The organism is Allobosea sp. 05T438, assembly GCF_056396025.1.
In genome coordinates, this window is the sequence record NZ_JBFTKQ010000055.1 from 1 (window position 1) to 866 (window position 866).

The following is an 866-nucleotide window of genomic DNA, read 5'->3' on the forward strand; positions in this document are numbered from 1 at the left end:
GATCGCATCTGTGCGCTCCGAACTACTGCCGCCGCTACCGACCTGCAGCCCGACATGCCGAGGCGATCGATACGTCGACCAGCCATGTCGGGTTCAGATGTGTTGTCCGGAATGGAGAAGCGAATGAAACGGCCGCCTAGTCACCCATTCAGAGCGCGCTGGTTGGGCGTCAGCACGACGCTGCTGATGTTGGGATCGCCCGTGGTGGCCCAGGAATCGCTGCCGTTTCCGCCAACACCCTCGGGGAGCAAGGCCGGGCCGACGATCGCAGAATCGACCTACAGCCCCCTGCCGGCGAAGTCGCATCTCCCGGCCAACGCGCCGAACATCGTCGTGATCATGCTAGACGACGTCGGTCCGGCGCTTCCGAGCACCTTCGGCGGCGTGATCGATACGCGCACATTGAGCCGCGTTGCCGGAGACGGGATCACCTATAACCGCTTCCACAATGCCGCGATGTGCTCACCCACCCGAGCGGCGCTGCTGACCGGGCGCAATCACCATCGCGTTGGCTACGGCCAGATCGCCGAACTGGCGAACGACTGGGATGGCTATTCCGGCCGGATTCCGCGCACATCGGCAACCGCGGCGAAGGTCCTCGGCTATCATGGCTACGCGACGAGCGCTTTCGGAAAATGGCACAACACGCCCGCTAACGAGACCACGGCCGTCGGCCCCTATACGAACTGGCCGGCGGGCCAGGGGATCGGCTTCGACTACTTCTACGGCTTCCTTGCCGGAGAATCCTCGCAATGGGAGCCTGCGGTCGTCGAAAACACGGTCCGGCTGAATCCGTCCGAAGGGAAGAAGGAATATCACTTCACGGAAGACATGACCGACAAGGCTGTCTCATGGATGAAGCAGGT

The 866-nt window shown here is 62.8% G+C and carries 1 protein-coding gene and 1 pseudogene; both read left to right on the forward strand.

Annotated features, from left to right (window positions below):
• Window positions 1–140 (forward strand): annotated as a pseudogene (locus tag AC1DIN_RS29885) (formylglycine-generating enzyme family protein); the annotation flags it as partial.
• Window positions 124–866: sulfatase-like hydrolase/transferase (locus AC1DIN_RS29890; RefSeq protein WP_476812355.1), on the forward strand; the 743-nt coding region annotated here is incomplete at its 3' end. The pseudogene AC1DIN_RS29885 and the gene AC1DIN_RS29890, both read left to right, overlap by 17 nt.